Origin of the sequence: Acaryochloris marina S15, from assembly GCF_018336915.1 — a bacterium.
In the GTDB taxonomy this organism is placed as follows: domain Bacteria; phylum Cyanobacteriota; class Cyanobacteriia; order Thermosynechococcales; family Thermosynechococcaceae; genus Acaryochloris; species Acaryochloris marina_A.
The window spans coordinates 72,676-96,477 of record NZ_CP064924.1 but is presented as its reverse complement, the minus strand read 5'-3'; the positions used below and the strand labels follow the sequence as shown (position 1 = coordinate 96,477).

Genomic DNA, 23,802 nt, shown 5'->3' with positions numbered 1-23,802 from the left:
TATTCTCATTTTGAAAGGAACTTCACTCCTCATATAGCATTCAGTACTTGTAATTTTCTAAGTAAGCATTAATTGCCAACATTCGAGTCTATTTAGATATTTTGGCAGAGAACATTCTTCACTACCACAAGGGAGATTCCCTTCTCACATCACTAAAAGCCTTAATTTTTCTAGGAACAGAGCAATCAAACTCTATTTCAAGTCAGAGAGATGACAATCATGACACCAGTCACTCACCCCTTAACTCAGTATCGGGCTAGCAAGCGTAACAACTCAGTAGATAATGTTCGCCAATACCTTCGTGACATTGGCCGATACCCTCTATTAACTCCAGACCAAGAATTGCAATTGGGCAGAGAAGTTCAAACGATGATGGCGTTGTTGGATCTGAGGGACCAGTTGACTAATGAAGCTGGGATTGAGCCTTCAATTCAAACTTGGGCACAAGCTGCTCATTTGGAGTCAACAGTACTAGAATCGCAGCTTGAGCAGGGTCGTAAGGCCAAACAGAAAATGATTACAGCCAACTTACGTCTTGTTGTTGTCATTGCCAAAAAATACAATGACCGTAATTTAGAGCTCCTGGATCTGATTCAGGAGGGAACCTTGGGTCTAGGCAGAGCAGCGGAAAAATATGATCCAAAGCGAGGCTATCGCTTCTCGACTTATGCCTACTGGTGGATTCGGCAAGGGATTACCCGCGCGATCGCAGATCAGGGCCGCACAATCAGGCTACCCATTTATTTAACCGAACACTTCAATAAGATTAAGAAAACGCGGCGGGAATTATCACAATCTTTAGGCCGTATTCCAACGACAGAAGAAATTGCTCAAGCCCTCTCCCTTGCCCCTGAAAAAGTGAGAGAATATCTTCGTCTCTCATTCCATACTCTGTCATTAGATATAAAAGTGGGTGAAGACCAAGATTGTTCCCTTGCTGAGTTTATTGAATCCGAAGATCCATTGCCAGAAGAATTTGTTAATCAGCAAACCCTACCCAGTATTATCCATTTTTTATTGGCAATCCTAACAATCCAACAGCGAGAGGCCATAACACTTCGATATGGTTTGTTGGATGGCAATGAGCGTTCCTTGGCTGAAGTCGGTCGTCAAATGGACATTAGTCGTGAACGGGTGCGCCAACTCCTAAAAGATGCGATTGATCGCCTGCAAAAGAGTAATCCTGATATTGCTGACTATTTTGTGAGCTGACATTCAAATTAATCATTACTTCGAGAATCACTAAGGCTACTTTTGCCTGAGGAAAGCATTGTGACTATAGTCTCCTCAACCCCACTGCAGAAATTAGAGCAACCACCAACATCAACTTGGCATACCCTTGATGTCAAATCTATTCTGCACAACTTAGAGAGCGATCAACTCCAAGGTCTCACCCTAGATCAAGTCATATATCGACAACAACAGTATGGCCACAATGAGTTACAAGAAGCTGCAGGTCGCTCAACTTGGGATATCTTGATCGATCAATTCAAAAACATCATGTTATTGATGTTGATCGCTGTCGCCATAGTTTCAGCTGTGTTGGATCTACAGGATCGTCAATTTCCTAAGGATGCCGTCGCGATCTCAGCCATTGTGCTGCTCAACGGTTGGCTAGGCTTTGTGCAGGAAAGTCGGGCGGAGCAGGCTCTGGCTGCCCTAAAATCTATGACTTCAGCTCGGGTTCGGGTAGTTCGCCAAGGCCAGGAGATGGAAGTAGATTCCAAAGAGTTAGTACCTGGGGATATCATTTTCCTAGGAGCAGGAGTACAGGTACCTGCTGATGGTCGGTTATTGAGTACGGCTAGCCTTTCAATCCGTGAATCGGCCTTGACGGGTGAAGCAGAGGCCGTGACCAAGCAGACTAACTTGACTTTGCCGGAAGATACAGCTCTAGGAGATCGTCATAATCTCGTCTTTCGAGGGACAGAGGTGATTCAAGGGCGAGGGACTGCAATTGTTACTGCTACAGGCATGGGCACAGAACTAGGGCGGATTGCGGCAATGCTGCAATCCGTGGAAACTGAGCCGACCCCCTTACAGCAACGCATGGGGCAGTTGGGGAATGTCTTGGTTACTGGATCTATGGTGCTAGTGGGATTCATCGTCCTAGGTGGTATCTTGCGGGAGGGAAACTTTAGCTTAGTTGATGATCTACTGGAGGTTTCACTGAGCATGGCAGTGGCAGTAGTTCCAGAGGGTCTACCTGCCGTAATTACAGTAACGCTGGCACTCGGAACCCAGCGCATGGTCCGTCGCCAAGCCCTAATTCGGAAACTCCCTGCTGTGGAGACGCTTGGATCTGTCACCACTATCTGCTCGGATAAAACGGGGACTCTCACTCAGAACAAAATGGTGGCCCAGCAGATTCAGCTGGCTCTAGACGACTTTGAAGTTAGTGGCATAGGGTATGAGCCTATCGGCGAATTCATTAATCAGGGGCAAGCCGTATTATCTGCACAATATCCTGAGCTAGAAATGCTGCTGATGGCTAGCTCTCTATGTAATGATGCGGCGCTGCAAAAGGAGAATGGTAAATGGGCTATTATGGGTGACCCAACTGAAGGAGCACTCTTGGTTCTTGCAAGTAAAGCGGGTCTGGGGCCGATTGAATTGCAAAATGCTTTTCCCCGCTTAGCCGAAATCCCTTTTACATCCGAGCGAAAACGGATGAGTGTCATTTGCGAGACCATACTGTCTCAAGACGATAATCTAGGGTTTACTCAGCCTTACTCCTTATTTATGAAGGGCTCCCCAGAGTTAGTATTGCAGCAATGTCGTCAGGTGCAGCTTAAGGCATCTGCGCAGGGAATGACGGCTACTCAGCGAGAACGCATCCTCACCCAGAATAATACGATGGCCAGCAAAGGACTAAGGGTGCTGGGGATAGCTTATAAAGCCTTATCAGCCCCCCCTGATCCAGCAACGCTAGACCATGTTGAGCAAGATCTGATTTGGTTAGGACTGGTGGGTATTTTAGATGCGGCTCGTCCTGAAGCTAAAGCTGCTGTTGCTCGTTGTCGCCGAGCCGGGATTCGACCCGTAATGATTACGGGTGACCATCAGCTCACGGCCATGGCCATTGCTCAAGACATTGGCATTGCCCAACCCGGAGATGAAGTATTAAGTGGGCAAGAGTTGGCCCAACTATCTCCCCAAGAACTTGAATATCAGGTTGAACGGGTGAGCGTATATGCTCGTGTAGCACCGGAGCACAAACTTCAGATTGTCCAAGCTTTGCAGCGTCGCCATGCCTTTGTTGCTATGACGGGAGATGGTGTAAATGATGCCCCAGCACTTAAGCAGGCAGATATTGGCATTGCCATGGGAATCACTGGCACCGATGTCAGTAAAGAAGCCAGCGATATGATTCTCCTAGACGATAACTTTGCCACCATCGTTGCAGCTACTGAGGAAGGAAGGGTCATTTACAGCAACATTCGCCGTTTCATTAAGTACATTCTCGGTAGCAACATTGGCGAGGTAATTACCATTGCGTCGGCTCCCCTGCTGGGACTAGGTGGCGTTCCCTTATCCCCACTTCAAATCCTATGGATGAATTTAGTTACTGATGGATTACCCGCTTTGGCGCTAGCGATGGAACCTGCTGAAGCAGGTGTGATGCAACGACCTCCCCATAATCCCCGTGAAAGCATTTTTGCCCGTGGTCTGGGATGGTATATGGTCCGCATTGGTTTGATGCTGTCTATCTTGACGATTAGTCTGATGATCTGGGCATACAGCTATACCCAAGCACCGGGCTACCCAGGTGATCCAAACACTTGGAAAACGATGGTCTTTACGACCTTATGTCTGGCGCAGATGGGTCATGCGATAGCGGTACGCTCTGATACTCAGCTAACGTTTCAGCTCAATCCCTTATCCAATCCTTTCCTGCTGGGAGCTGTCACCATAACCACTTTGTTGCAATTGTTAGTTCTATACGTCCCTTTTCTCCAAACTTTTTTCGATGTCCATCCTTTAAGTGGGTTAGAGTTGCTGATTTGTTTGGGGTTTAGTACTCTCATGTTTGTTTGGATTGAACTTGAGAAAGTGGTGTCGCGTTGGTGGCATCATCGGAGGCTGAGCAATATACATTAGAGCATGTATTGGAATGTTCTGAAGACTCAAGATTTCTCCCCCTAGTCTAATAGGGATAGACCTTCATTGCTGATGCAGTTGAGTCGTTCCACTCAAACATAACCGAACCATTTTGTGATCACGAATTATTAGTTGTCTGGAGAGCTGTAATGAGAACTTTACTCTTATTAATTGAGCAGAGTTCTAAACCACTTTTATGGGGAATCGCCACATTTGCCTTGCTCATCATAGGCGTGATGGATTACTGGACAGGATTTGAACTATCCTTTTCTATCTTCTACTTACTACCAGTTACTCTCGTAGCCTGGGGTATTAGTCGTAGGAGTGGTTTCATAATGTCTTTAGTGAGTGCTGCACTATGGCTGGCGACTAACAGACTTGCCGGGTTGCAGTTTTCCCAGTCTTATCTGTTGTATTGGAATGCCTTAACACGTTTAGGCTTTTTTATGGTTGTTGCCTCTTTGCTGGCTGAACAGAGGCTGATTCTAGAGTCCGAGCGCCAACTCGCTCGAACAGATCCCTTGACGAAGCTGTTGAACCACAGAGCCTTCTATCACGCCGTCAATATGGAAGTCCAGCGATTTAAGCGCTACCACTGTCCTTTCGCGCTTCTTTATTTGGATCTAGATAACTTTAAGACCATTAACAATCAATGGGGACATCACACCGGAGATGTCCTTCTTTCAATCGTCTCGGATATTCTGAGTGACTGCTTACGAGAAACTGATCTTGTTGCTCGTATAGGAGTGGATGAGTTTGCAGCTCTCCTGCACATACCTGAAGAGACAGAAGTCAAGCATATAGTTGCCAGATTGCAGAAAATTCTACTTGAAGAAATGGAAAAGCATCAATGGCCTGTCACCTGCAGCATGGGTGTCTTAATTGTTGAATATACGCCCAATTCTATTGATGAGCTGATTCAAGCTGCAGACAAACTCATGTATACCGCGAAATCAGCGGGTAAAAATGCGGTTGCATACGCAAATGGTAACGACACAACACAAACAGTCCTAATCCAAAAGAGCCCTGCTAGCCCCAAATTTTGATCCGCGATCAGCTACGTAATATTAGGGGGTAAATCTCCATTTATCAAACTGACTGCCTCTGAGTCATGAACATGGCATACGTTTCACATGTATATGACACATTGCCCCACTATTCTAAAGAAATAGCCTACCTTCAGAAATAGTTGTACTCCGAACGAGTTAAAGATTTACTTTTTTATTGAGACTAAAAGTCTTGTGTAGAAAGGAGTTTGAGCCAATCAAAGATATTAAGTCCTTAGTCGTCGGCAGTATAAAGGGGAAGATTCTAAACATAAGTGCTCTGTGACAGGTCGGCTAAACGCTGTTTTTTAAAAATAATATCCTACCAAACTTGAGGGAAAACTATGATCTCATCGAACTCTTTAGCCTTCCCGAATTGGTCTTTGGGAGAAACAATAAAATGCTTTTTAATCTGGGTTTTTACGCTTACCGTCTGTTGGTTAGTGGTGGGGTTTCCTGTTGTGGCACTCATTTTTATTAGTGGTGCATTACTGGCTCTAGGTTTGCAGATTGTGTTGCCAATGAGTTCAATTGCATTAGTTGCAGGCTTTATTTTGACAGCTAATGTGATCATCTTGCTGGGCGCTGCAGGTTCACTTACGGTTTGGGGGATACACCCACATCAATCTCCTGGCTTGCTTTGGCTCAATCCAAAGACAAACAAACAGACTCCAGCTATTTTTGCTGCTTGTCCGTTGACTTGCGACAGCCAAAGGGCATTTGAAGCACAATAATTCTAGTTTACGGAAACACTATAAACATAAATACTTAAACCCTGGAGATATGGCCTCTAGATTGTTTATATCTCCAGGTTAAATAATCAACTACCCCGCTGAAAGCAGTCGGGGTATGAAAAGAGTTTCACTCCCAAACCTTCGGTTTAGATTGTGAGCTAATTCCTTCGCTGCAAGCAGCGGGGAAAGTACCCGAAGTAAATTCAATTGGCATGACGTAGACCCCCATTTTAGATCAAGGGATATGGCCTGTATCAAAGCTGACTGCCCCTTCAGTCTAGTCTTATGAAAACTAAATGCTAAGACTGCAATTGCAACTGCCTATAGCCATTCGTAATGTACTGAAAGCAACCCACTTATGGCAGGAACATGAATTGATTCTGCGAGAGCTGAAATATTATCGTCGTTACCTTGTGTTAGCTCTATTATGTTCTTTTTTGTCTGCTTTGATGGCTGCCTTGAGTATTGGCTTGATTGGGGCATTGCTCCAAGGACTCACTTCCCCTCACGCTCCCCCTTTGCAAACACGAATTGATTGGATTGATATGGGTTTCTTGGGAATTCAAACTTCAGCAAGTCAGCGTGTATATCGTCTGGCCGGTTTGACCTTGATGGTAACCTGGCTTCAGATATTTGGTTCTTTCTGGGGACAGCTATATTTCCGGTTTACCGCTCTCGGGCTCGTCAACCGCCTCCGCAAAAAATTATTTGAGCAGCTCCAAAGGTTTAGCCTCAGTTACTATTTAGTCTCTGATACGGGTTCACTAACCAACACACTCACCAGTGAGATAAACCAGATTCAACAAGCTTTAATGACTGTTGCCATGATGGTTACACAACAGTCTTTGTTACTAGGCTATGGCGTTTCTATGGTGATGCTGTCATGGCAGTTATCTCTAGCAACATTCTTGTTTGTGAGAATTTTATCTTGGGGGCTACAAGTGCTGCAGCGCCAGGTTAGAAACACCAGTTTTGCTGTCCCTCAAGCAAACAAGCAATTTACAGCGATTACTTTAGAGTTTATCTATGGCATCCGTACAGTTCACGCCTGCAATACTCAAAATTTTGAACGCCGACGCTATTACCAAGCTGCTGATCATATCTTGAACACTGCCCAGGAGATGACGCAAGATATGCTCAAGGTGCAGCCAATCTCCCGAGGGATTACCAGTACACTTCTAATTGTTCTTATTACTTCGGCTTACACAATTTTGATAGCGGGTGGAGCACTACAAGCATCCACATTGTTAGCTTTTTTATTTGTGGTTTCACGCACATTGCCCCTCATTGCTCAACTCTCTGATTCTCGGGTTAATTTGATCAGTTTGCAGGGATCACTACGGAATGTAAGTGAACTATTGGCGAAGAAACCTAAATTTACTCTAGAAGATGGTGTTATTCCCTTTCAAGGGTTGCACAGTGCCATACGGTTCGTTGATGTCAGCTTTGGCTATGAGTCAGATCGACTTGTTCTAGACAATCTAAATTTAGAAATTCAGAAAGGTCAGGTGACTGCTCTAGTGGGAGCCTCGGGGGCGGGTAAATCTACTCTAGCTGATTTGCTTCCGCGATTCTTTGACCCAATAGAAGGTCAAATTCTTGTGGATGGCGTTGATCTCCGACGGCTCAAGGTTAAGACGTTGCGTGATCGGATGGCAATCGTTAGTCAGGAGACTTATATCTTCAATGCCTCTGTCCACGACAATATTGCCTATGGACTATTTGATGTCACCGATTCAGAAGTACAACAGGCTGCTGATCAGGCTAATGCCCTCAAATTTATTCGTGAGATGCCCGAGGGGTTCGACACTCAGCTGGGTGATCGGGGCATTCGCCTGTCCGGTGGACAACGTCAACGGATTGCAATTGCCCGCGCACTCTTGAGAAATCCCGAAATTTTGATTTTGGATGAGGCCACCAGTGCCCTCGATTCGGTCACAGAGCAATTGATCCAAGAGTCGTTGATGAAATTGGTTGCTGGAAGAACAGTCATTGCCATTGCTCACCGTTTATCTACCATTGCGAATGCTGATCAGGTTGTCGTGCTAGAAAAAGGGCGAATTGTCGAGCAAGGTACTTATCAAGCGCTACTCGACCAACGAGGCCAACTGTGGCATTTTCATCAGATGCAATATAAGCAACCCAGCCATGTCTAATGCCCTGTTGTGGGCTAATGGTATTGCCATAGAGGTACTGCAAGAGCCCAAGTTTTTGACATTAGGCATCATCAGCTTAGCCCTTATCTTCTTTATTGCAGAGTGGTATCCAGTCGATATCACTGCATTAATGGTGACTGCTGTATTGATGCTTTTAGGATTGGTCACTCCTGAAGAAGGGATTTCAGGGTTTAGTAATCCAGCCACGGTGACTGTAATGCTGATGTTTATCCTCAGTGCTGGGGTTACCAAAACAGGTATCATCCAGGTGATGCGAGATGGATTGATTCACTGGGGAGGTCGACATCCTTCGCGGCAAATTGTAGTCATGGGGTTGTTAGTTGGGCCGATCACGGCGTTCATTAACAATACGGCAGTGGTGGCAGTTTTTCTGCCTGTTGTAGAAGATTGGTTTAAAAAGCAGAATATTTCACCGTCTACACTATTCATTCCCCTGTCTTACATCACCATCATGGGAGGGATGATGACGGGGATTGGGACTTCCACTAATATCCTAGCCAGTGGTGTGTCCAGAGATTTGGGCTATGGTGAATTTTCTCTGTTTCAGTTTACCCAATTAGGAATAGTCACTTTTATCATTGGATTAATTTTCCTGGCCATTGCTGCCCCGAAAATCCTACCCCATCGAAAAACGGCCAACCTTTCCTTCTCCGATTTTGATCTGAAAGAGTATGTGAGTGAAGTGACGATTCCCCCTCACTCTAGCCTTGTGGGGCAAACGCTGCGCTCTACTCAAATACAGCGTAAATTCGATCTGGATGTGCTGGAGTTGATCCGTGCGGGAGAGCGTTTCACCCAACCCCTCGTGGACTTGTCTCTCCAGGCTCAAGATATTTTACTTGTCCGAGGCCACCGCGATGAATTACTTAGTCTTAATGATCAACGGGGACTTGAGATTCTACCGGTAGCTAAGTTCAAGCGGGAAAGCATTGAAAAGAATTTGAGTTCTGGAGCAGAGATGATCGCGGAAGTTTTAGTGCTCTCAACCGCTCAGTTAATTGGTTTTACCCTTAAGGATTTGAGGTTTCGTCAGCAGTACAACGTGACGGTGCTGGCCTTGCGCCGAGGCAAGGAGCTGGTGCGCGATCGCTTGGGCCAAGTCCCAATCCAATTTGGTGATGTAATGCTGGTTCAAGGCCCCCGAGACAGCCTAGTCGGACTTCACACCAGCCGCGACTTATTAGTAATGGAACCCCGTGATGTGGAAATGTTACGCTCCGAAAAAGCTGGCATTGCGATCTCCATCCTTGTCTTAGTTATTGGTGCAGCTGCATTCCACTGGATACCTATCCTAGTCTCTACTCTCGTAGGTGTACTGACGATGGTAATCACAGGCTGTCTCAAGCCTGGAGAACTTTACGAAGCTGTTCGCTGGGACGTAATCTTCCTCTTAGCAGGATTGCTTCCGTTAGGTATCGCTATGGACAAATCAGGAGCAACACAGTGGCTAGCCCGACCTCTTGTTTCAATCAGCCACAATTTACCTGGCTTTTGGGTATTGGTATTGTTCTATATGTTTACCTCGGTTCTGACCGAAATTATCTCAAACAACGCTGCGGTGATTCTGATCATTCCTCTAGCTGTAGAGGTAGCCAAGGCATTAAACCTTAATCCACTGGCCTTGATTTTCGCCATTACCTTTGCGGCTTCGAATAGTTATATGACCCCGATTGGATATCAAACCAACATGATGGTTTATGGTCCAGGTGGTTATAAATTCTATGATTTCATCCGAATTGGTTTACCACTGAATATTTTGATGGCAATGATGACCCCTCTCTTAATTGTTAGATTTTATGGTCTTTAGACCTACGAGATCCAATTAATGAGATCACCCCGAAGGACGACCCATGTATTTACTGCTTGTAGAGTCTGCGGCTCAAACCCTGCGTGAGCCAGTGACAACATTTGTCCTACTATTAGCGATTTCTCTCATCACACCTCCCATCTTTGAACGCCTAAAACTACCGGGATTGGTAGGGCTTTTGGTTGCAGGTATAATTTTTGGCGGTAGTGGCCTAGGCTGGTTGAAACCTGATTCTGAGACCCTAAAGTTGCTGTCAGAAATCGGCAAGATTTATCTGATGTTTGTTGCCGGTTTAGAAATTGATCTCGTGCAATTTCAGCGAACACGAAATCGGTCTCTTACCTTTGGATTTCTAACTTTCGCCATCCCCATGCTGGGGGGTATTGCTGTAGGGCTGCTGTTTCAATATGGTTGGCTGGCTGCAGTTTTGATTGGCTCCCTACTGGCTTCACACACTCTCTTGGCCTATCCGATTATCCAGCGTTTGGGTGTTGTTGGAGATGAAGCAATCACAATCACCGTAGGAGCCACCATCTTTACGGATATTGGAGCATTGCTCGTACTAGCTATTTGTCTTGGGATTAATCAGGGTAACTTCACTACCCTCAAGCTTTTTATTCTGCTGGGGTCGCTCACGCTCTATACGATAGCAATACTGTCAGGTCTCAAGCGTTTTGGCCGATTCTTTTTCCGTAAAACGGGCCAGGACGAAGGCAATCAATTCTTATTTGTGATGCTGTCAGTATTTCTCAGTGCTGTCATTGCACAGCTCATCGGTGTTGAAAACATTATTGGGGCTTTTCTGGCAGGACTCGCCATTAACGGTATCATTGGCGATGGTCCGGTTAAAGAGAAAACGGAGTTCCTAGGCAGCGTTCTCTTTATTCCCATGTTCTTCATCAATATGGGTCTCTTGCTTGATCTTAAAGCCTTTGGTAGTATTTTACTTTTTATTGAAATACCGCTAGTGGTGGTGGCGACACTGCTTCTCACTAAATTCTTGGCGTCGTTAGGAACTAAGCTGTTATTTGGCTATAGCTGGCCCCAGTTTTGGAGCATGTGGTCCTTATCAATTCCCCAGGTGGCAGCAACCTTAGCTGCCGCATTGGTTGGATATGAAGCCCAAATCATCAATATTCAGGTTTTTAATAGCGTTATTTTAATGATGCTGGTGACATGCATCCTGGGGCCTCTAGTGACTACCCGATTTGCTCGCCGCTTGGCCACCCAGACCACTCTAGATCAAGGTATTTCCTTTGACTGGTTGCCACAAGTGATACCTAACATTTTTTCTGTAGTGGTGCCCGTCCAGAACCCCAGAACAGAACAATATCTGATTGAGTTAGCCTCACTAATTGCTCGATTTGAGCAAGGTCGAGTGATTCCATTGGCAATTGCCCGAGCTCAACCCCAGATGGATTCTCCCCAACTTGAACAGGCCATCATTCACTGTCGCCAACGATTAACAGCTGCAGAACATATTAATGAAACGTTCAATATTCCTCTTGTGCCTCGAATGCGAATTGCGAATGACATTGCCCAAGCGATCAGCTACGTCGGTCGGGAAGAAGACGCCAAGGTGATCGTGTTGGGAATGGGACCTCGTCCGTGGGGCAGCGGACATCTGCTTGGCAGCATTCAGGACGATGTACTGGCAATGGCTCATTCTTTGGTGGTGGTGGCTCAGTTACTGGTGTCCCCAACTCAGCTTCACAACATTTTGGTGCCCATTAAGACTCCCAATCCGTCTATGCTCAGAGTTTTACGCGTTGCCCAGGTATTGACTGCAGTTAATGGTGGAAAGATAACGCTCTTACACATTTGTAGTCCTCGGGCTTCCACACTGAACAAAACGCGTATTCAAAAACAGCTAGAAATTCTAGTTTCGCGTTTGCCCGAAACGGAGGCTCGGATTCAGACCCAGATTTTGGAAGCAGACAACCCCATCTCCGCAATAGCCGAAGTTGCGGAGAACTATGATTTAGTGGTGTTGAGAGCGGTACGCCGTCGTATCAATAATAGGCTAAGCCTTGGTTCTAGTACGACGCCCTTGCTCAATCAGCTTTCAGGCTCAGTCATTTTGGTGGGGGAACCTCAAATAAAACCGCATGAACATTCTCAGTCTGCATCTCAAACTCACAAAATAGTCACAGAGTAGAGTCAAACCTTGGTACATAATACTCAGCTAATAAGTAATGATGAGTATAGTTGGCTTATCTAGAAAATGTGCGTGAAGACTCCAACTAACATTCGTATAGTTGGAGTCTTCACGCACATTTTCTAGATAAGCGCCGTCGCCAAATGCGGGATGCTGTGAATAAAGCGGCTCGGATGGTGATCAACTACTGTATTGAAAATAATATTGGTGCGATTGTCTTTGGCTGGAATCAAGGCCAGAAACAAAAAGCCAATATGGGCAAGAAGACCAATCAGAAGTTTGTGCAAATCCCCACCGCTAAGCTGAAGAATCGGATTGCTCAGATGGCTGAACAGATAGGAATTGAGTTCGTTGAACAAGAGGAAAGCTATACCTCCCAAGCGAGTGCTTTAGATCTTGATGAGATTCCCGTATTCGGTGAAAAACCCGAGGGTTGGAAAGCTTCGGGACGGAGGGTTAAGCGCGGGTTGTATAAAAGTGCAGACGGCATTCTCATCAATGCGGACTGCAATGGGGCCTGGAATATTGGTCGTAAATCAAACGTAGTGGGAATGCAATGCAGACCCAGTAGAGGCATAACTTTGACTATGCCTAGGCGGTTAAGACTGTGGACTTTGAGATCTACAGCTTAGCAGCGCTATGAATCCCCGCGTCTTTAGACCGGGGAGTGTCAATGTAAAAAAACATGCCTGGATCTATTATTATCATTCGATCAATTCATATTCGTAGACTCAATCTTTAAAATCTCTTGGTTCCTTGCGCTTTCAGCTTCCATAGAGTGAGAATGATTGAGTTTGAGTTTGAGAGGTAACATACCTCAATCTCAAAAAGGCTAACTGAATAAACGGTTAAAAGCCAATTTCAGCCGTATGAGATCATTGCAGAACATTTTGCCAACAGTTTCGACCCTTTAATTCTCCCAACATGTAGGGCTTTCTCGACATGAGAAGTGGGGTTTTCATGCTTCTCAACTAAAGGCCAGATATTGCATATTAGATTCAACACAAAGAAAGCGGTTATTTCCGCTACATAATTATTAGTCATTGTGAGGTCAAAATCCTATGATGATTCGTTACTGGAACCCAATTGAAGAAGTAGATTCAGTTCACCGTCAAATTGATAATCTTTTTGAAGGAATACTCGATACTGATGAATCCCAAACCTATGCAAGTTGGACGCCAACTATAGATCTATGGGATAGAGGTGACGCTCTAATTCTGAAAACCTTTTTACCCGGTGTAAAAGCAGAGAACTTAGACATCCAAGCTACTCATGAATCTATTTCAATCTTTGGAGTACGTCATCCTGAGGAGCTGAAGGAAGAAACAAAAAGGCTATTCTCAGACATTAGCTATGGTTGCTTCCGTCGAGCCAGCAAACTACCTGTCGCCATTCAAAATACAAAAGTCGAGGCGTCTTTTGACCAAGGCATTCTTATTCTTACGCTACCTAAAGTTGAAAGAGAACAGAATAAAGTGGTCAAAGTAAACTTTTTAAGTGAAAACAATAATAGTGAGACTTCTCAGACCGCATTAGAAGCTAGCCATACTTCTGAAGCAAGCTAACGCAAGTCCCTGGATTCAAGTCCTAATTTAGGCGCGGGGAGATCTGCTATCTGTCATCATACAGGTTAGTAGATCTTTCCACGCTTCTGGTGTTACCACTGATTTTGGGTTTGCAGTCCCGCTGACCTGGAATATTGCCACGAGTTCAATATGAATAAGTGAAATCGGTTAATAGACGATTTCACTTATTCAATATGCCTAGCCCACTATTGATAGGTGATTAGAAATCAGTACTTCCTCAATCTCAATATCACCTAGAGGTAATACGAACTCATCCACCTGAAGCCACCCTAAACCAGCATTGACAACACTATAGTTGGGCACTGGAAACTGTCGCTTGATCGCTCCGTTCTCGCTTTTCTCTGTACATAGATAGTTAATAATTTCACCAGAGCGAAGGTCAAAATTGTAATCCTTTACATCACCGATCCACTTTCCTCTCTGTGTCCAAACCCCATGATTGATACAATCACCTGAAATAACTGAACTGCCTGACAACAGATTGGACATTAAAGATGGGCTTAACTCCATAGTAGGGTCCACGGCAATTTGCTGATCATTGAGCATCCGAATCTGACTCAATGGATAGGTGCATGGATCGAAATCCCAAAAACCAGCACGGCAGTTAAATCCCAACACTTCTTGATCGGATAAATCAACCCACACTTCTGAGATTCTGCCAAGAGGTTTAGTCGTGTTAACATCCAATACTTCACGACCAAGGAAATAAGAGTATTGAACAACATACTGTGGGGTATTAGTCATGATTTGCTTCCTTCCTCAGCACAATTCAATTGCTTCTCAATGATAAATATCCACTCATTTTATTGAATGCCCATGTCATTTTGATTACAAAGATGTGACAGGAGGATGGCTGAGAAAAAACTCTTTGCCTGGAGTAAGTGGGAGGTGAAGAACATTGCAAAGAATCACACTAGATAGGGAGACACAGACAGGGACAATAACCTGACATCAAAATGACACATAGATAATTTAAAGTTTGAGATCATAACTGGAATCATCCAACTACTCTATTCGAAAACTGGGAAAGCCCAATGTCAACTCAAGAAGGCGCATTAATCACTTATAGTAGTTTGCTCAACCGTCAGGTCACCAATGAAGCTGCTTCTGAAAGATTGGGGCGTGTCACCCAAGTCTGGCTGAATTACCAAGATCACCAAGTGATAGGATTCACTTGCCGTTTGGGAGTATTGGACAACGATCCCTGTACTTTCCCATGGGATCAGATTGCTACTCTCGAAGCCCAAAGAATTCTAGTGAAAACCATTCCCACGCCTTATCAAAATGTCACTACGAATCTTGAGCTAGAAAGGCAGATTGTAGTAGATACTCACATCACTCATGAGGTTTGGACTAGTACCGGCAACTTCGTGGGTAAGATTTCGGACTGTCGTATTTATCCCTACTCTGGGATGGTCATGGATTATATTCTTACAGTGAGAAGTCTTAGACGGCTTACGGCCCAAAGATTCTATCTGCCTCCTACCTCGATTCTCTCTGTTGGTCGGGGATGGATGACAGTGATAGACGACTTTATGCAGGAGATAGAACCTGTATCCAGCGAGTTGACCTTAGCTAACTTTCCTACCGCTGAGTTGGCATAGTTGGAAATCTCTGGGCAAAGTAGGGAAAATCAATCCACTTTAGCAAACAGAATACTCCACCCCCTCTACTATATAGCGATTAATTTGAGTAGGGTAAAACAAACTAATGGATGGAAGAAGGGCAAGGGGGTGGGACTTGCAGGACTCTAACTTTGGACAAATGCTTTGGGTAAGCATTGTGATCGTTTGACACTCATCCCGCTAACCCTACGGGTATAGCAGGAGATTCTTCTTTCAGCGACGTGACTTGCTGCATTAAACCTGAGTTCAACACAGTAGCGGCCTCATCTCCAGAAGCGTTTTGACTATCGAGTAGCCCGCTTCCCACATGCCCTGTGGTAGCGATTCCTTTTCTCAAGATATTGATGGCTGCATTCTCATCCCTGTCTAACTTGCAGCCACATGCACAAACATGAGTTCGAGTAGACAAAGACTTTTTAACGAGTACACCACAATCAGAACATTCTTGAGAGGTGTATGCAGGTTCCACAGCCACGGTGACCTTGCCATACTTTTTCCCAAAGTACTCCAGCCACTGTCTGAACTGATACCAGCCTGCATCATGGATCGACTGAGCCAGACAGTGGTTCTTCACCATATTGCGAATCCTCAAGTTCTCATAAACAACCAAATCGTTAGATTGGATCACGCAAAGGGCCAGTCTCTTAGCCCTTTCTTTACGCTGCCGTGAGACTTTTAATTCATGTCTGGCTAGGCGATGAATAGCTTTATGCCGATTCGCTGAACTTTTTTGAGTCCTGCTCAATCGTTTTTGTAACCGATGACGTTTCTTTTGAGAACTGCGATAAAACTTTTCAGGAGGTTCTTTGTAGCCGTTGCTATCGGTGTAGAAGGACTCTAAGCCCACATCTAAGCCAATGGTGTTGCCGGTGGGTTCTAGCTCAATTTTGACATCAACGCTGATGCAGAATTGCACATAGTAGCCATCTGCTCTACGAACTAACCTGACTCGCTTGATTTGACTCTCGTCATAGCTTGCTAAGTCATAAGTCCCGATTAAACGCAGCTCACCAATATTAAAACCGTCAGTGAATTTAATCTTTTTAGGACTCAGAAGCTTCCACCCAGAGGTTTTGTATTCCACTGACCGAGAATGCTTCTTAAACCTTGGAAAGCCAACGGGCTTTATACCCTGTTTGCAATTCTCATAGAAGCGACTGATTGAACTCCAAGCTCTTTCAGCACTTGCCTGCCGAGCCATTGAGTTGAGTTGCTTAGCAAAAGGAAAATCATTAGCAAGAACTCTACAAAACTTGTTTAAGTCGTATTTGCCTGTACCTTTGTTATCCATCCAAAAGCGCAAGCACTTATTACGAATGAATTGAGCTGTCCTGATGGCTTCATCAATCGCACTTGTTTGATGCTGACTGGTTCTTGCTTTAAACTCTAGTACAATCATACTATTAAACTAGCATGTTCGGCATAACAATATGCTTGGAATGGAGTGCTATACACATCTCCAACTAACATTCGTATAGTTGGAGTCTTCACGCACATTTTCTAGATAACTCTTCCGTTTCAAATTTAATCTGTTGTAGGACCTGATCGGGTACAAATAGCCGACCCTGACCACCATCAACTAATATTGATGCTGACAGATATAACAGTTGTTGTTCCTTCGCTACATTTGAGTGAGGTGCACAGACATAATAGTCAATGGTTCCTGAGTTAGCATCGAATCTAAAATCTATAATCTCACCCATCCAATCTCCCCGTTGGTTCCATATTCCAAGAGGCAAGTGGGTCTTTAACAGCCATCCCAGTTTCAGGATTTATATTCAGTATTAGACGAGGATGGATAGTTGGGAGAGATTGCACCACAATTTGCTGGGCTTCAATGGCCTCAATCTGCTTCCAGAAATATGAACGAAGACTGATGCCCCCATATTCAGCATGACTGCTAAAGCCGATGACTCGATGCTGGCGCAGATCAATCCAGAGATCAGTGACTCTCCCTAAGGATTGCCTTGAAATAGAGTCAACAACCTGACGATGGAGTAAAGTACTGTGCCGCATAATATATTTGGGTGCCTTAGATGCCATCACTGCTCTTCTAAGCAGTAGGTGACATGGTTATCCCTAACGATATGGAACGTTTGTGCCAAACATACCTCAGTGGAGTGTCAATCAGGCATCAGATTGGGTGGCAAGCACCATGAGGCTTATCTCGCCATAAAACCTACGTGTCAGGTCTGTTTAAAAATAATGTCATTGGTGTGAACAGGTTTAGACTTAAGATGCTAATCTTCACCCCAGCCCTATCTCACCGAGCTGTAATAAATCATTGATAAACGATGAAGCCATCTATTTTGATTGTTGAAGATGAAATTGAAATCGCTCGATTTATCCAGCAGCTCCTTGAACAAGAAGACTTTGCATGTCAAAGCTGCCATGATGGATTAGACGCACTACGATTTTATCAACAATTACAGCCAGATCTAATCATCCTCGATCTGAAGCTCCCTGGTTTGGATGGTCTTGAAGTCTGTACTCGTATTCGCAAACAGGCTAACACCAAAGATCCTTATATATTAATGCTAACTGCTAAGGGCGAAGAAATTGATCGAGTGATTGGATTATCGACTGGTGCTGATGATTACTTGGTCAAACCTTTTAGCCCCATTGAGCTAGTGGCGAGGGTCCGAGCGTTGTTACGACGCAGTCTGAGACAAACTGAGGCTGCTCAAGTCTATAGAACTGAGCACTTTACGGTTGATATGGAACAGCACCGAGCCTATCAACATATGTCATCAACAGATGAACTCCTAGAGCTAACGATGTTGGAGTTTAAGTTGATGGCGACATTTACGAGTACTCCTGGCCGTGTTTGGAACCGCATGCAGCTGCTTGATAAGCTCTGGGGCGATGATTATTTTGGCGAGGAAAGGGTTGTGGATACTCAAATTGCTCGGCTACGAAAAAAAATTGAACCTGATCCATCGCAACCTACGTTTATTAAGACTGTCAAGGGGGTCGGGTATCGGTTTGAAGATACTCCTGGAACCTAATGATGAGAAGAATAGGATTGAGATCACGTCTGTTGATCTCTCATCTGCTGGTGATGGGAATACCGCTTCTGAGCTTCATATTAATCAGTAAAGCCTTGTCTGCAAACGTATTTGCGAGTCGGCTGGCACGGCTGGAAGGTAAAGGATTCACCATTCGCACCGCACGCGATGTTCTGCTAGAAAGCTATGACGCCGCTTGGAGCCATAGTACTGCCTGGGCAATTCTTGTGGGAGGCATCACTGCCGCATTTTTGAGCTTCTGGGTTGCCAGTAGGATCACTCGTTCCCTGATTCATATGGAGCAAATTATTCATCAGGTCGCTTTGGGTGATCTCAACGAGCGTGTTCCCGCTAGCGAGATTCCTGAACTCAATCGCCTTGGCCGCAGCTTCAACCGGATGGCAATTCAGCTCGAAGATGTCGAACAGCGTAGGAGAGAACTGATCACAGATTTAACCCATGAACTGCGAACACCGTTAACGATCATTCGAGGCTATTTAGAAGCTTGGGAAGCAGATAAATTGACCCCAAATCTAGAGGCGTATCAACTCTTAATCCAAGAAACGCGGCGTCTAGAGCGCCTCACGAATGATGTTCAGGAGCTATCCATAGCAGAAGCTGGACATTTATCCCTAAATTTAACGCCTTTGGCTATCAAGCCGCTGGTAGACAGGCTGATTCAAACCCTTTCAGCTCAACTGGATGATGATGGACCAGTGCTGCAACTCGATTTCCCCGCCAATACTCCTTTTGTGTTAGCTGATTCGGTTCGTACTGAGCAGATCTTGATGAATTTACTCAGTAATGCACTTCGACACACAACATCTGGAACCATTACTGTCCAGGTTACATCGGGAGACCATGAAGTTTGGATTGCGGTCCAAGATACAGGTTCAGGGATTTCTGATGATGATCTCCCTCATGTTTTTGAGCGGTTTTGGCGTTCTAAAGTATCAAAAGCACAATCTACCCGAAACACAGGCATTGGACTCGCAATATCACGCCGCCTCGTAGAGCTACAAGGCGGGAAAATTGTGGCTGAAAGTCAATTGGGAGTGGGGAGTACCTTCCGCTTTTCTTTGCCTACTTTAACCTGACTATGAATATAATCAATACCCTGCTGGGCGTAGAGCCAGAGTTGCAGACAAAGCTTATTACATCTCTCTTGGGCTTAATTTTTGTCATCAGTCTCAGATGGTTTGCTCTCCGTCTCCTCAATCGTCGTATTAGTGATCCGCGCATCCTGTATGGATGGCGAAAGTGGGTTAGCTACGTCAGTTCTGGAATTACCGTTTTAGTTGTGGGACGTCCCTGGATTCCTGAACTCCAGGATATCTCGACTTTTCTTGGTATCGTGACAGCGGGTGTGGCAGTGGCCTTGAAAGAACCCCTAGTAGATTTTGTGGGGTGGGTGTTCATTCTCTCTCGGCAGCCTCTACGGGTGGGAGATCGCATCCAAATTGGAGATCAAGCTGGAGACGTGATTGATGTCGGTATTTTTCAATTTACGCTTATGGAGATTGGCAATTGGGTGGCCGCGGATCAAAGTACGGGCCGAGTCGTCCACGTCCCGAACGGTAAAATTTTTCAGGAATCTGTTGCCAATTATTCACAAGGGTTTCAACACCTATGGAATGAAGTGCCTGTCTTGATAAATTTTGAAAGTGATTGGAAGAAAGCCAAAGGTATTTTGTTGGTCATTGCTAACCGCCATGCTGAACATCTAAGCGAAGCCGCCCAATCCCAACTTAAACAGGCGGCCCAAAAGTATATGATCTTCTATTCCAAACTGACACCCACGGTCTATACATCTGTCGAGGAAAGCGGCATTCTACTAACAATTCGCTATCTCTGCGAACCCCGTCAACGGCGTGGAACCCAGGAGGCTATCTGGGAAGATATTTTGCAATCTTTTGCCCAAGAGGATCAAATTTCCTTTGCCTATCCAACTCAGCGGTTGATCGCAACCGTTCATTCTGACGATAAAACTTTATGATTTATGAGCTTTGTGATCTGGTTCAGGATGGGAATGAACCGGGAATAACAGCGTAATGACGTTAAGGCTCATTGTCACTAATAAACCAATGGTGGCTGTATTAGATAAGAGGGATAAAACTGTTAGCAATGTGAACTCCAATCCCACTCGGGAAGATATCATCAATAAGCTTATCGAGCTGTTGTGGCATCTCCATGTCTAATCTGTCACGGGAGCATATCAAACCACCAAAGGTAATTCCAGCATCATTGATATCTGGATGACACAGATATGAAACATTCAATGAGTATCCTCTTACTATGGCTGCGTTATCTTGTTGCGATGAACCCATTTATCTCTTTAGAACAAACATTTTTAGCCTTAGCGAGGGTTGGCTTTAGCCCTCTTGGTGTCTCTGGCCTCAGTCATTTAGGGATGATAAATTCTGCAATGTCGGCTATAACTCCAGAAATAGAAAATCCCCTCGCTCTGGATACTTCGGTAGTCCAAGAGAACCAAGTCATCACCAACGCAGCTGTAAGAGATTCGGTACCTTTAAGGATAAGCGAATAATGCTTGCTGTTGAGAAGCGCCCAACTACTTTGGCACAACGCTGTTGTTGCTACGTCAACCAAACCGCTCACTTTCAGGTTTTACGGATTGTCAATATTCCTTACTTTTATTTTGAGCGGGCTGTCTTTCCTGGTCAACAACTCCTCTTTGAGACTCCACCAACTGCCCAGATCGAAGTTTATACAGGTAGCCCCATGAGTGCAATGCTTAGCGATCGCTTTCCTTGCACTCAGCTATTTATTTGAGATAGATGAAGGGATATTAAGTCGTATATCAATGACGTGGGTGTGCCATGCGTGGAGCATGCGTTTGAAGGTTTGCTAGTAGACTCCACTTCATCGCTTGAAGTCCTTTGCACTCAGCTTTTGGGCTGTTTTGTAATTCATCAGGTATGACACTGAATAGGAAGAACATCAGGCTCGATACCATACGCAAATCCAATTTACTAGAGGTCTAGTGTAAAATTCATGCTAAGAAATTCTGTTGCTTATTCTGCTTGAATTGGAGACTGCCCAAACCAGTTGAATCAATTGGTGATGGCCTTCAGCTATTGGGTTCAATTTCTAAAGGAGCCAGCGGCTATATGAACGATCCCATCTCCTTGGTTGACTAAAGGGTTTTTTGTAAAGCCAATGACCATCCCATCACAGGGAGACTGAACCCTTTTGTTAGTATCACCTAATGCATCAGCAATATAGCCAATTTTTTGGCGTTTGCTAACTGCTTGTCCCAACTCTATCTGCAAATGTAGAATTCCACTTTGAGAGGCTCTGACCCATTTGGTATCTCGGGACTCTTGTGGTGTTGTGCCCTGCGTGTTTGTGGAGTCGGAATCCAACATCTTCAACACTGACATCACCTGTAATACTCCTTCAACACCGACCTTGATAGCCTCTTGGTCAAATCGAAGGGCTTCTCCTGACTCATATAGCAAAACGGAAATACCTTGCTTTGCAGCAGCTTGCCGTAAAGACCCATCCCGAGTGTTGGCGTGGATGATGGCAGGTGCACCAAAAGCCTGAGCACATCGATAAGTTTCTGAATCATCTAGATTGGCCCGAATTTGGGGCAAATTAACCCGATGATTGGATGCAGTATGAAGATCAATGCCATGGCTACAATGGCTTACTATTTCTTTCATAAATAGGTGGGCTATCCGGCCAGCTAATGATCCTTTAGCAGAGCCTGGAAATGACCGATTGAGATCCCGGCGATCGGGAAGGTACCGGGATTGCTCAATAAAGCCAAATATATTGACAATGGGGACGGCTAACAAGGCTCCCTGTAACTTGTTGGGCTTAACCTGCTCCAAGACTTGGCGAATAATTTCCACGCCATTCAGTTCATCCCCATGAATTGCTGCACTGAGCCATAGGTGTGGACCATCACTATGACCATTGATCACATGAACGGGTAAGGACAACATGGTCTGAGTGGGAAGGCGAGCGATTGGCAACTCGATGCGTTGCTCAGTGCCAGGGGCCACTGTAATACCACCGACGGTGATGGGGGTCATATAGTTTTATTTTTGTACTATTTGTGAAGGTTAATATTTAATGCGATCGCGGGTCTTACCTGGTCCCGCATTCTTTTCTAAAAATTCGATGACCTTACCTGCAACATCGATCTCTGTTGCCGTTTCAATTCCTTCTAAACCAGGAGAAGAATTAACTTCCATGATGACTGGGCCGTGATTGGAACGCAGTAAATCAACCCCAGCAACCCGCAAACCCATTGCTTTTGAAGCACGAATTGCAGTGCTTCGTTCTTCTGGTGTTAGCTTGATTTGAGTAGCACTACCGCCTCGATGGATATTGGAGCGGAACTCACCAGGAGCACCTTGCCGTTTCATAGCAGCGATGATCCGATCTCCCACGACAAAACACCGTATGTCCATACCCCCCGCTTCTTTGATAAATTCCTGTACCAAGATATTGGCATCCAGACCCCGAAACGCTTCAATGACAGACTTTGCCGCTTGATGTGTCTCTGTCAAAACCACTCCAATTCCCTGAGTACCTTCTAGTAGCTTGATTACTAATGGAGCCCCACCGACACTTTCAATCAATCCGTCAATATCTTTTGAGGAATTGGCAAATCCTGTCACTGGTAGACCAATCCCTTTTTGTGACAAAATTTGCAGACAGCGAAGTTTATCTCTAGATCGCGAGATTGCCTGGGATTCATTGGCCGAGAAAACCCCCATAACTTCAAATTGTCTGACTACAGCCGTACCGTAAAAAGTTTTAGAAGCCCCAATTCGAGGAATAATCGCATCGTAGCCTTCCAGCGAATCTCCTTGATAGATAACCTTAGGCTTATGAGCTGTGATATTCATGTAGCATCGCAGATAATTGATGACATGTACTTCATGCCCCTTCGCTTCACCCGCGTCTAAAAGCCGCCGAGTTGAATAGAGGGATTTCTGCTGGGAGAGGATAGCAATTTTCATAGTTATTCTGAATACATCAATTTTCAGGGGCTGAATTTTGGATATAGGACTGCCCCACATCAATGACAAAACGCTGACGAACAGCCTGCCGCCCCAACAACATCCGAAACCCCATAGAGCTGCGATCAGTCAGGGTGACCTCTACTTTCCAGGAGTAATTGGAGAGAGCGACTTCCGTGAGAATGACTGGACGCAATTCAGTATGCCCTCCGGAATCACGGACTTGTCTTACTTCTAACAGCTCAGCAATAACTGTAACAATTGTGGTTTCATCTTTTTGAATAGGATGAATTTTGAACCGTAGCATTGATTTACCGTTCTGTTGAAATCGCTCTATTTCAAATGCATGTAAAGCGGATGAACGAGCCCCCGTATCGATTTTGGCTTTGACTTGTGGAATTCCTAGTTCTGGAAACGATACCCATTCGCGCCAGCCAATGATAGGTAATATCACTTGAGACGAAGAAGCAGTCATCAGATATTCTCCGAGATTATAAACTCTTTTGTGATGGCCTTGACAAGGGTTTCTTCCCTAAACAGTTAGCCGTTTGTGAGATGAA

20 protein-coding genes and 1 pseudogene are annotated in these 23,802 nt (G+C 45.0%); 15 read left to right on the top strand and 6 right to left on the bottom strand.

The annotated features are described in order from the left end of the window. Positions 1–219: 219 nt before the first annotated feature. The 9 genes and pseudogenes from I1H34_RS27420 to I1H34_RS27380 all read left to right on the top strand — a co-directional run bounded on the left by I1H34_RS27420 (position 220) and on the right by I1H34_RS27380 (position 13,588). Positions 220–1,212, top strand: coding sequence for an RNA polymerase sigma factor, RpoD/SigA family (locus I1H34_RS27420; protein ID WP_212666542.1), 993 nt, complete (start codon positions 220–222; stop codon positions 1,210–1,212). Between the two features lie 60 nt (positions 1,213–1,272). Further along, positions 1,273–4,101 (top strand): cation-translocating P-type ATPase, encoded by a 2,829-nt coding sequence (locus tag I1H34_RS27415; RefSeq protein ID WP_249370245.1) that lies wholly within the window; start codon positions 1,273–1,275, stop codon positions 4,099–4,101. 149 nt (positions 4,102–4,250) lie between these two features. Then, on the top strand, positions 4,251–5,147 hold the full coding sequence (locus I1H34_RS27410; RefSeq protein ID WP_212666541.1) for a GGDEF domain-containing protein: 897 nt from the start codon (positions 4,251–4,253) through the stop codon (positions 5,145–5,147). 383 nt (positions 5,148–5,530) lie between these two features. After that, positions 5,531–5,881, top strand: coding sequence for a hypothetical protein (locus I1H34_RS27405; protein WP_315874899.1), 351 nt, complete (start codon positions 5,531–5,533; stop codon positions 5,879–5,881). Positions 5,882–6,177: 296 nt separating this feature from the next. After that, positions 6,178–8,037, top strand: a complete 1,860-nt coding sequence (gene hepA / locus I1H34_RS27400) for a heterocyst formation ABC transporter subunit HepA (protein ID WP_212666539.1) — start codon at positions 6,178–6,180, stop codon at positions 8,035–8,037. A 37-nt stretch (positions 8,038–8,074) separates the two neighbouring features. Next, on the top strand, positions 8,075–9,865 hold the full coding sequence (locus tag I1H34_RS27395) for an SLC13 family permease (RefSeq protein WP_396124661.1): 1,791 nt from the start codon (positions 8,075–8,077) through the stop codon (positions 9,863–9,865). Between the two features lie 43 nt (positions 9,866–9,908). Continuing rightward, on the top strand, positions 9,909–12,023 hold the full coding sequence (locus I1H34_RS27390) for a cation:proton antiporter domain-containing protein (protein WP_212666537.1): 2,115 nt from the start codon (positions 9,909–9,911) through the stop codon (positions 12,021–12,023). A gap of 125 nt (positions 12,024–12,148) precedes the next feature. Next, positions 12,149–12,655, top strand: a pseudogene (locus tag I1H34_RS27385) (IS200/IS605 family accessory protein TnpB-related protein); the annotation flags it as partial. Positions 12,656–13,084: 429 nt separating this feature from the next. Next, the gene (locus tag I1H34_RS27380; protein ID WP_212666536.1) at positions 13,085–13,588 is read left to right on the top strand and encodes an Hsp20/alpha crystallin family protein; all 504 of its coding nucleotides are present in this window, start codon (positions 13,085–13,087) and stop codon (positions 13,586–13,588) included. Between the two features lie 198 nt (positions 13,589–13,786). Here the strand turns inward: I1H34_RS27380 and I1H34_RS27375 are convergent, their stop codons facing one another. Beyond that, complete coding sequence (locus I1H34_RS27375) at positions 13,787–14,353, bottom strand: PRC-barrel domain-containing protein (protein ID WP_212666535.1); 567 nt, start codon at positions 14,351–14,353, stop codon at positions 13,787–13,789. A 290-nt stretch (positions 14,354–14,643) separates the two neighbouring features. Between I1H34_RS27375 and I1H34_RS27370 the strand changes: the two genes are divergently transcribed. Beyond that, entirely contained in the window at positions 14,644–15,213 is a 570-nt protein-coding gene (locus I1H34_RS27370) for a PRC-barrel domain-containing protein (RefSeq protein ID WP_212666534.1), read from the top strand. A 193-nt stretch (positions 15,214–15,406) separates the two neighbouring features. On the opposite strand, the gene I1H34_RS27365 is transcribed toward I1H34_RS27370, so the two are convergent. After that, entirely contained in the window at positions 15,407–16,633 is a 1,227-nt protein-coding gene (locus I1H34_RS27365) for an RNA-guided endonuclease InsQ/TnpB family protein (RefSeq protein WP_212666525.1), read from the bottom strand. Between the two features lie 296 nt (positions 16,634–16,929). Beyond that, positions 16,930–17,277 (bottom strand): hypothetical protein, encoded by a 348-nt coding sequence (locus tag I1H34_RS27360; RefSeq protein WP_212666533.1) that lies wholly within the window; start codon positions 17,275–17,277, stop codon positions 16,930–16,932. 251 nt (positions 17,278–17,528) lie between these two features. Here I1H34_RS27360 and I1H34_RS27355 point away from each other — a divergent pair, with 251 nt between their 5' ends. From I1H34_RS27355 to I1H34_RS27335, 5 genes are all read left to right on the top strand, one after another. Next, positions 17,529–18,242, top strand: a complete 714-nt coding sequence (locus tag I1H34_RS27355) for a response regulator transcription factor (protein ID WP_212666532.1) — start codon at positions 17,529–17,531, stop codon at positions 18,240–18,242. Positions 18,243–18,337: 95 nt separating this feature from the next. Further along, positions 18,338–19,339, top strand: coding sequence for a sensor histidine kinase (locus tag I1H34_RS27350; protein ID WP_315874898.1), 1,002 nt, complete (start codon positions 18,338–18,340; stop codon positions 19,337–19,339). A 2-nt stretch (positions 19,340–19,341) separates the two neighbouring features. Continuing rightward, positions 19,342–20,238, top strand: a complete 897-nt coding sequence (locus I1H34_RS27345; RefSeq protein ID WP_212666531.1) for a mechanosensitive ion channel family protein — start codon at positions 19,342–19,344, stop codon at positions 20,236–20,238. A gap of 270 nt (positions 20,239–20,508) precedes the next feature. Further along, on the top strand, positions 20,509–20,790 hold the full coding sequence (locus I1H34_RS27340) for a hypothetical protein (RefSeq protein ID WP_212666530.1): 282 nt from the start codon (positions 20,509–20,511) through the stop codon (positions 20,788–20,790). Then, entirely contained in the window at positions 20,790–21,035 is a 246-nt protein-coding gene (locus I1H34_RS27335) for a DUF1830 domain-containing protein (protein ID WP_212666529.1), read from the top strand. The genes I1H34_RS27340 and I1H34_RS27335 overlap by 1 nt, the downstream gene beginning before the upstream one ends. Before the next feature lie 311 nt (positions 21,036–21,346). Here the strand turns inward: I1H34_RS27335 and I1H34_RS27330 are convergent, their stop codons facing one another. Genes I1H34_RS27330 through I1H34_RS27320 form a run of 3 tightly spaced genes read right to left on the bottom strand, consistent with a single transcriptional unit; the run spans position 21,347 to position 23,717 of the window. Continuing rightward, complete coding sequence (locus I1H34_RS27330; RefSeq protein WP_212666528.1) at positions 21,347–22,306, bottom strand: succinylglutamate desuccinylase/aspartoacylase family protein; 960 nt, start codon at positions 22,304–22,306, stop codon at positions 21,347–21,349. Between the two features lie 30 nt (positions 22,307–22,336). After that, complete coding sequence (rimK, locus tag I1H34_RS27325; protein WP_212666527.1) at positions 22,337–23,242, bottom strand: 30S ribosomal protein S6--L-glutamate ligase; 906 nt, start codon at positions 23,240–23,242, stop codon at positions 22,337–22,339. A gap of 16 nt (positions 23,243–23,258) precedes the next feature. Beyond that, a complete protein-coding gene (locus I1H34_RS27320) occupies positions 23,259–23,717 on the bottom strand; it encodes an ATP-dependent zinc protease family protein (protein WP_212666526.1) in 459 nt (152 codons plus the stop codon). Positions 23,718–23,802 lie beyond the last annotated feature (85 nt).

Coding starts and splice junctions, on each gene's coding strand:
- I1H34_RS27370 (WP_212666534.1), top strand. CDS start 14,644: ATGTCAACTCAAGAAGGCGCATTAATCACTTATAGTAGTTTGCTCAAC.
- I1H34_RS27380 (WP_212666536.1), top strand. CDS start 13,085: ATGATGATTCGTTACTGGAACCCAATTGAAGAAGTAGATTCAGTTCAC.
- I1H34_RS27420 (WP_212666542.1), top strand. CDS start 220: ATGACACCAGTCACTCACCCCTTAACTCAGTATCGGGCTAGCAAGCGT.
- I1H34_RS27320 (WP_212666526.1), bottom strand. CDS start 23,717: ATGACTGCTTCTTCGTCTCAAGTGATATTACCTATCATTGGCTGGCGC.
- I1H34_RS27340 (WP_212666530.1), top strand. CDS start 20,509: ATGAAACATTCAATGAGTATCCTCTTACTATGGCTGCGTTATCTTGTT.
- I1H34_RS27335 (WP_212666529.1), top strand. CDS start 20,790: ATGCTTGCTGTTGAGAAGCGCCCAACTACTTTGGCACAACGCTGTTGT.
- rimK (WP_212666527.1), bottom strand. CDS start 23,242: ATGAAAATTGCTATCCTCTCCCAGCAGAAATCCCTCTATTCAACTCGG.
- I1H34_RS27330 (WP_212666528.1), bottom strand. CDS start 22,306: ATGACCCCCATCACCGTCGGTGGTATTACAGTGGCCCCTGGCACTGAG.
- I1H34_RS27390 (WP_212666537.1), top strand. CDS start 9,909: ATGTATTTACTGCTTGTAGAGTCTGCGGCTCAAACCCTGCGTGAGCCA.
- I1H34_RS27375 (WP_212666535.1), bottom strand. CDS start 14,353: ATGACTAATACCCCACAGTATGTTGTTCAATACTCTTATTTCCTTGGT.
- I1H34_RS27355 (WP_212666532.1), top strand. CDS start 17,529: ATGAAGCCATCTATTTTGATTGTTGAAGATGAAATTGAAATCGCTCGA.
- I1H34_RS27410 (WP_212666541.1), top strand. CDS start 4,251: ATGAGAACTTTACTCTTATTAATTGAGCAGAGTTCTAAACCACTTTTA.
- hepA (WP_212666539.1), top strand. CDS start 6,178: ATGCTAAGACTGCAATTGCAACTGCCTATAGCCATTCGTAATGTACTG.
- I1H34_RS27365 (WP_212666525.1), bottom strand. CDS start 16,633: ATGATTGTACTAGAGTTTAAAGCAAGAACCAGTCAGCATCAAACAAGT.
- I1H34_RS27360 (WP_212666533.1), bottom strand. CDS start 17,277: ATGGCATCTAAGGCACCCAAATATATTATGCGGCACAGTACTTTACTC.
- I1H34_RS27345 (WP_212666531.1), top strand. CDS start 19,342: ATGAATATAATCAATACCCTGCTGGGCGTAGAGCCAGAGTTGCAGACA.